We start from the raw sequence: 6,180 nt of genomic DNA, 5'->3' as shown, positions 1-6,180 counted from the left end.
CGAAGTGGATCGACTCATGCGTCAAGGAGCACTGCCCGAACGCGGAGCGCGTGCTCGACGGCTTCCACATCGTCAGCTGGATGACCGGCGCGCTCGACGACGTCAGGAAGCGCCTGTGGAACGATGCGAGGCGCGGCGGCGACCAGGAGGGCGTCAAGCGCATGCGCGGCGTCAAATACGCCGTGTTGAAGAACCCCGACCATCTCACCGACCGGCAGGACGAATCCCTCGCCGCATTGAGGAACACGGATCCCAAGGGCCAGCTCTACCGCGCATGGCAGCTCAAGGAACTGCTGAGGAACCTGCTCAAGCACCCGCTCGGACAGGCCACCGCGGAACTCAAACACTGGGTGTTCTGGGCGTCCCACAGCCGCATCCCCGAGATCGTCGAACTCTCCCAAAAGATCCGCAGACGGCGGCCCGACATCCTGCGCACGATCGAGCTGGGCTACTCCAACGCCAGACTCGAGGCGTTCAACAACAGGATCAAGGTCACCATCCGCATGGCCTACGGCTTCCACCACGTGGACAACCTCATCGCCCTGATCATGCTCCGATGCGGCGGCCTCGACATCCGACTACCAAAGCCCACAACCTAACCCACGAAAACAGCACAAGCCTCTTATTTAGAGACAGACCACTAGCGGTGCAAAAGGCTCGATTGGCGTTCGCTATGCGGTGTGCGATGAGGCGATCGCGTTTCCGTAATGATGTGGATTGCTCAATAACCAGTGGCTGTTCGGTGTCGGGTGTAGAAGTTTCTACGCGGTGTGTGTGTTGAAACAGGTCCCAGATCCTCGCGGGCACTTCCAGATTGTCCTCAGCGCGGTGTGTGCGATGAAAACGGGTCGATTTAGATAGGGTATCTGCGTTGTGAGGGGTACTTGGGGCGGTTTGCGGAGAGGTAACTGCTTTGCAAGGGGTACCTGATGGGCGATATGGCGAGTAGGAATGCCGTCGTTGCAACGCTCGTACTTGGCATATGTACGATTAGGTACCCCTTGCAAAGCAGATAGGTCTCCGGGAAGCGGCGAAAGTACCCCTTGCAACGCAGATATCGCAGATATCCCGCTTGAATGGGCTCGAATTGGGGCAGCAAGGGGCTGGCTGGTAGCTGAATGCCGCGAAGATGCCGGCTGTGCTTGCGATTCGAATACAGACCAGCCCTCGTGACGTGGCCATCTCGCTCGAACAGGCTCGAATCGGGCGTATCTGCGTTACGAGGGGCTGGTCGCTCCGGCTAATCCCGCCGGGAATGCCACGAAGACGCCAGTTGTGCTTGTTATTCGGATGCGGACCAGCCCCTCGTAACGCAGATAGGCGATTGACGGCGAACACACCCCTGATACGGCGGATGGGCGCCCGCCGAGAGCGGACGCCCATCCTGATAAGCGCGTGTGCGGTGCTGTGAGCTGAGCAAGACTAGCGCGCGCTACGCAGTTCGCGAACGACGACCGAGCCGGTGAGCCCGCTGATGACCGGCTCGGTCCTGAAGTCCGGGGCGTTGACGTTGTCGCAGTCGAAGAGGATCGCGCCTGCATCCTCGCCGTCGTTGACGAACACCTCGGCCACGCCGTGATCGTAGAACACTTCCACCCGCTCCACGTGCTTGGTGGCGGAAACGTAGTCGAAACCGTCGGTCGGCAATCCGGTGGTGGTCAGATGCACCGCGGTGCCGTCGCTCGTCAGACGCAGTGTGGCGTCGGCGGCCGTGCCGTCCGGCTGGGTGCGCACGCCGGAGACCAACGTCATCGAGAACGCCGAACCGGCTTCGGGGCGGATGTCCGCATAATACGCGTGACTGGGCGCTGCGAACCGCCGGGTTTTAGCGTCGGTGGCTGCTGCGCCATTTGCGGTGCCATCTGCGCTGTTGCTCGCGATGCCGTTCGCAGCCGCGGAGTCCTTGACCGAAATCTCGTCGAGCATGTCGCCGATCAGCAGGTCGTAGACCTCCTGAACCGGTCGGGACGTCAGACGGCCGTCCGCCACATGCAGCTCGCGCGGTAGGCTCATCACGCCGTTGGCGTAGTCGTCGCGCTCGATGCGCACGCCGAACCAGTCGCACAGCCAGCCGATGGCGATACGGCGGTCTACGGGGGTGCCGTTCGCCACCGCATGACGGTCGCGGAACGACTGCACTGCGTAGTAGCAGGAGCCGAAATCGCACCAACCGGTATGGTCCACGCGGAACTTCGGGGCATCCGCCGTGTCGTCGGCAATAGCACCCGTGTACCAGCGGATGGGCTGGAACCGTCCGGAGGTGTCACGCAGCTTCATCACGGACCCGATGGCCATGGCCGTGCCGTCGAGCGAGAAGGCGTCCGGACACTCGTACGTGTACGTTTCGGGCAGGCCGGTCTCGAACAGCAGCGGGCCGGCATAACGCCATTCGGCCTTGTTCAGATCGGTGTCGGTGGCACGGAACAGGGCAAGCGCCGACGTGCGCGTCAGGTCGGGCTGCCACTGGCCGGCCTTGTCGAACGGTGAATCGGCGTACCAGAAGGATTCATGGTTCGCAGGTACCGGGGCGGAACCGTCCTCGCCGATGGCGGGTGCCTGTTCGGACGGCAGGTTGCTGGCCACCACGATGGTCGGCGTTCCGGCCAGCGCCGTGCCGTCGAACAGGGTGTCGTCGATCTTCGGGTCGCGGAAGTCGCGGCCCATGTCTTCCGTGGGGCGGCGGATCACCGTGGTCTCCGGACTGAAGGTCAGCCCGTCGGTGCTGATGGCCGTCGTCTGCGTCTCCTCCACGGAATCGTGGTCTCCGCGGCGCTCCCAATGACGGGTCAGGTAGATGCGGATGACGCTCGCCTCGTCGCCCGGCACGATACGGCCGTCGGCGTCCACAGTGACGGCCGAGCCCGAGAACGCGCCGCCGGCGAGCTTCGGGTCACGCGGCAGGTCGTCCTGCGGCAGCAGCGTAATCGGCAGGTCGGTCCAGTGGAGGAGGTCGCGGCTTACGGCATGGCCCCAATGCATGTTGTCCCACTGCCAGCCGTACGGGTTGAACTGATAGAAGAGGTGATAGCGTCCCTGGAAGCGGCACAGGCCGTTGGGGTCGTTCATCCAGTGTTGCGCCGGCTCGAAGTGGGCGCGCGGGCGGTGCGCGGCGGCGCGCGTGTCCGGCGTGACGATGCGGATGCCGCGCTCCAGCAGGTTTTCGCCGCCGGACAGGTAGGCGAAGCCCAATGTGAGACCGTCGATATGCAGGGTGTAGTGCTCGGCGGGGTCGATGGGCAGGATGATGCGCTTGCGACGCTCGGCGGCGTCGAGATGCGCCTCAAGCGGCGACACGTTCGGATTCGCGGGAGTAAGCCGCAGGGTGGCGGGGGTGTTGCCGTCGCCGTGGTATTCGGCGAACGCCTCGAACGAGGTGTAGCCGTCGGCGTTGATGATGTTGGTCATGGGAACATACTCCTTGAGGTCGGGAATACGGCAAAATCAGGATTGTCGACGGGCGCGTCGTGGTCGTCGGCGCGGTTTGCCGTGGTGGGATGGGTTCGATTGCGGTTGGGGTGGATGGTCAGGCGGGGTGGATGGCCAGATGGGTGACGCGGGGGTGACGTGCCAGCCGATGTGGCTGAGCTGGATGGTTAGGTGGGGTAAGGGTGACGTGCCCGCCGGTGTGGTCGGGGCGGATTGGATAGGGATTGTCGGGTAATGGTACGCACCGTCCGAATATGGGTTATGCCGGATGGGTGAAAAAGGGAAAGCCCATCCGGCAAGTATTGATTTGTGGCGAGGCTGGGGCCGTTGACCTTGGGCTCCCTTCAGTCAGCTTCGTTGACAGCTCCCCTCGGAGACGGGAGCCGAGGCGTGGCCCGGAGATTAGGGGAGGTTGGTCTTTGGCGAGGCTGGGGCCTCTTGGTCTGGGGCCTCTCGGTCTGAGGCTCGCTTGGTCTGGGGCTCCCCTCAGTCGCCTTGCTGACAGCTCCCCTCAAAGAGGGGAGCCGAATTCGCAGTTCAGGATTAGGGGAGGTCCGTCTTCGGTGAGGCTCAATTCTGCAATTACGGACTCGCCTCTGACGAGACTCAGTGCTACCTCGCGACTGTCGTCGCTCGGCTGAGCCTAAAACAGTCCACCGGACTGTTTTCTTAACGGCTCAGTCCGCAATTACGGACCCGCCTTTCGGCGAGACTCAGTATTGCCTTCGCTTGACTGTCGTCTCGCTCAGGCTGAGAGTCGTCGAAAGCCCACTGGGCTTCCTTTGGACTCTCAGCCCTTTACTCCCGAGGAGGCGATGGAGCTGACGAACTGCTTTTGGAAGAGGACGAAGACGATGATGATCGGGACGGTGATCAGCGAGCTGTAGGCCATGATCTGGCCCCAGGAGGTGGTCATCTGCTGGAAGTACTGCACGCCGATCATCACGGGCCTGAGGTTCTCGGACTGCACCACCATGAGCGGCCAGACGTACTGGTTCCACATCGGCAGGAAGCTCAGGATCACCACGGTGGCGGTGGCCGGGCCGGACAGCGGCATCACGATGCGCGAGTAGATGCGGAACCAGCCGGCGCCGTCCACGCGGGCGGCCTCGTCGAGGTCCTTCGGAATCGTCTCGAAGTACTGCATGTACAGGTACACGGAGAAGGCGTTGGCAATGAACGGCACGATTTGCACCGGCAGAGTGTCGATCCATCCACGGGTGAAGTACAGGCCGAACTGGTCCACCACCGGCCGCGGCAGCTGGTTGACCCACCACAGCAGCGGAATCGCGTACGTCTCGAACGGCACCATGAGCGTGGCGAGGATGAACGTGAAGATGACCTTCTTGCCGCGCACCTCGAGACGCTGGATGGCGAAGGCCGCCATCGAGTTGACGATCACGCCGAGCACCACGGTCACCACGGTGATGATCACCGAGTTCATGAGGAAGGTGGCCGCGGGCACGCGGGTGAAGACCTGCGCGTAGTTCTCGAGCGAGATGTGGCCGACCGGCAGGAACGCCTTGATCGAGCCCAGGTCGGCCATGATCTCGTCGTCGGGCTTCAGGGAGCTGACCACCATGAAGATCAGCGGGAAGGAGAACAGGCAGGCGAACAGGATGCGTACAATCCAGCCGCCCACGGACAGCCGGTTGTGCTTGTAGGCCACCTTCTTGGATTCCTTCGCCGCGCGCTTGTCGTGCGCGGCCATGGTCGTTGCGTTGCTCATTGTAAAATCCTTCTCTCGTCTCTTACTTCTCGCGGGTCAGGTGCCGCTGGATGCCGGTGATCACCATGATGATGCAGAAGAACACAAGCGTGATCGCGGAGGCATAGCCCATCTCCTGCTGCTGGAAGCCGGAGCGCACGGCCTCGAAGACCACGGTGGTGGTGGCGTCGCGCGGGCCGCCCTGGGTCATCACGTTGATCTGCGTGAACAGGCTCATCGCGGCGATGGTGATGGTGATGAGGATCATGTTGCGCGTGGAGCGCAGGCATGGCCAGGTCACGTTCTTGAACTGCTCCCAGGCGCTGCAGCCGTCCAATTCGGCGGCCTCGTACAGCTCGCCGGGGATGGTCTGCAGACCGGACAGCCAGATGAGCATGTGCTGGCCCACGGCCTGCCAGATGGACATCACGATGATGGCGCCCATCGCGGTGCGCGGGTCGTTGAGCCAGTCCACGGCCTGCCAATGGCCGAAGGTGAGCTTGGCCATCACCTGATTGAGCATGCCGTCGTTCTGATAGATGAACATCCACAGCAGCGAGACCACCACCATCGAGGTCACCACGGGCAGGAAGTAGACCGTGCGGAAGAACACGGAAGAGCGCACCTGCTTGTTGATGAGCACGGCGAGCAGCAGTCCGAGGCCAGCCTGCACCGGCACGACGACCACGGCGAATACCACCACGTTGCGCAGGGCGAACCAGAACGTCGGGTCGGAGAACAGTCGGGTGAAGTTTTCGATGCCGATGAACCGGGTGGGGTTCGGACTGATTGTGCGGGCGTTGGTGAACGCCAGGCCGAAGGCCAGCAGCACGGGGATGCCGATGAACAGCAGCAGCAGGATGGATGCGGGCAGCAGCATCGCCCAGCCCACGGCGTTCTCGTGGCGCTGTTCGGCGGTGCGCTTGCGCCGGGTCGGTGCGGGTGTGGGTGTAGCGGCGGGCGTGGCGACGGGTGCGTCGGCATGCCCGGCGATTGCGGCGTTCGTGGCGCTCGCGGAGGTTGCGGTTGTGTTGGTCATGATGATT

4 protein-coding genes are annotated in these 6,180 nt (G+C 63.1%); 1 reads left to right on the top strand and 3 read right to left on the bottom strand.

Translation table 11 applies throughout. The annotated features are described in order from the left end of the window. Window positions 1-599: transposase (locus tag BMYO_RS02875; RefSeq protein ID WP_143249093.1), on the top strand; the 599-nt coding region annotated here is incomplete at its 5' end. Between the two features lie 823 nt (window positions 600-1,422). Here BMYO_RS02875 and BMYO_RS02870 read toward each other — a convergent pair. The 3 genes from BMYO_RS02870 to BMYO_RS02860 form a co-directional block, all read right to left on the bottom strand. Further along, window positions 1,423-3,405, bottom strand: a complete 1,983-nt coding sequence (locus tag BMYO_RS02870) for a glycoside hydrolase family protein (RefSeq protein WP_094667049.1) — start codon at window positions 3,403-3,405, stop codon at window positions 1,423-1,425. Window positions 3,406-4,216: 811 nt separating this feature from the next. Next, window positions 4,217-5,155: a carbohydrate ABC transporter permease gene (locus BMYO_RS02865; RefSeq protein ID WP_190972388.1), complete on the bottom strand. Its 939-nt coding sequence runs from the start codon at window positions 5,153-5,155 to the stop codon at window positions 4,217-4,219. 22 nt (window positions 5,156-5,177) lie between these two features. Continuing rightward, on the bottom strand, window positions 5,178-6,173 hold the full coding sequence (locus BMYO_RS02860; RefSeq protein ID WP_233428063.1) for a carbohydrate ABC transporter permease: 996 nt from the start codon (window positions 6,171-6,173) through the stop codon (window positions 5,178-5,180). Between the last annotated feature and the right edge of the window lie 7 nt (window positions 6,174-6,180).

The organism is Bifidobacterium myosotis (assembly GCF_002259745.1).
GTDB classification, from domain to species: Bacteria; Actinomycetota; Actinomycetes; order Actinomycetales; family Bifidobacteriaceae; genus Bifidobacterium; species Bifidobacterium myosotis.
This window is presented reverse-complemented; position numbering and strand designations above follow the sequence as displayed.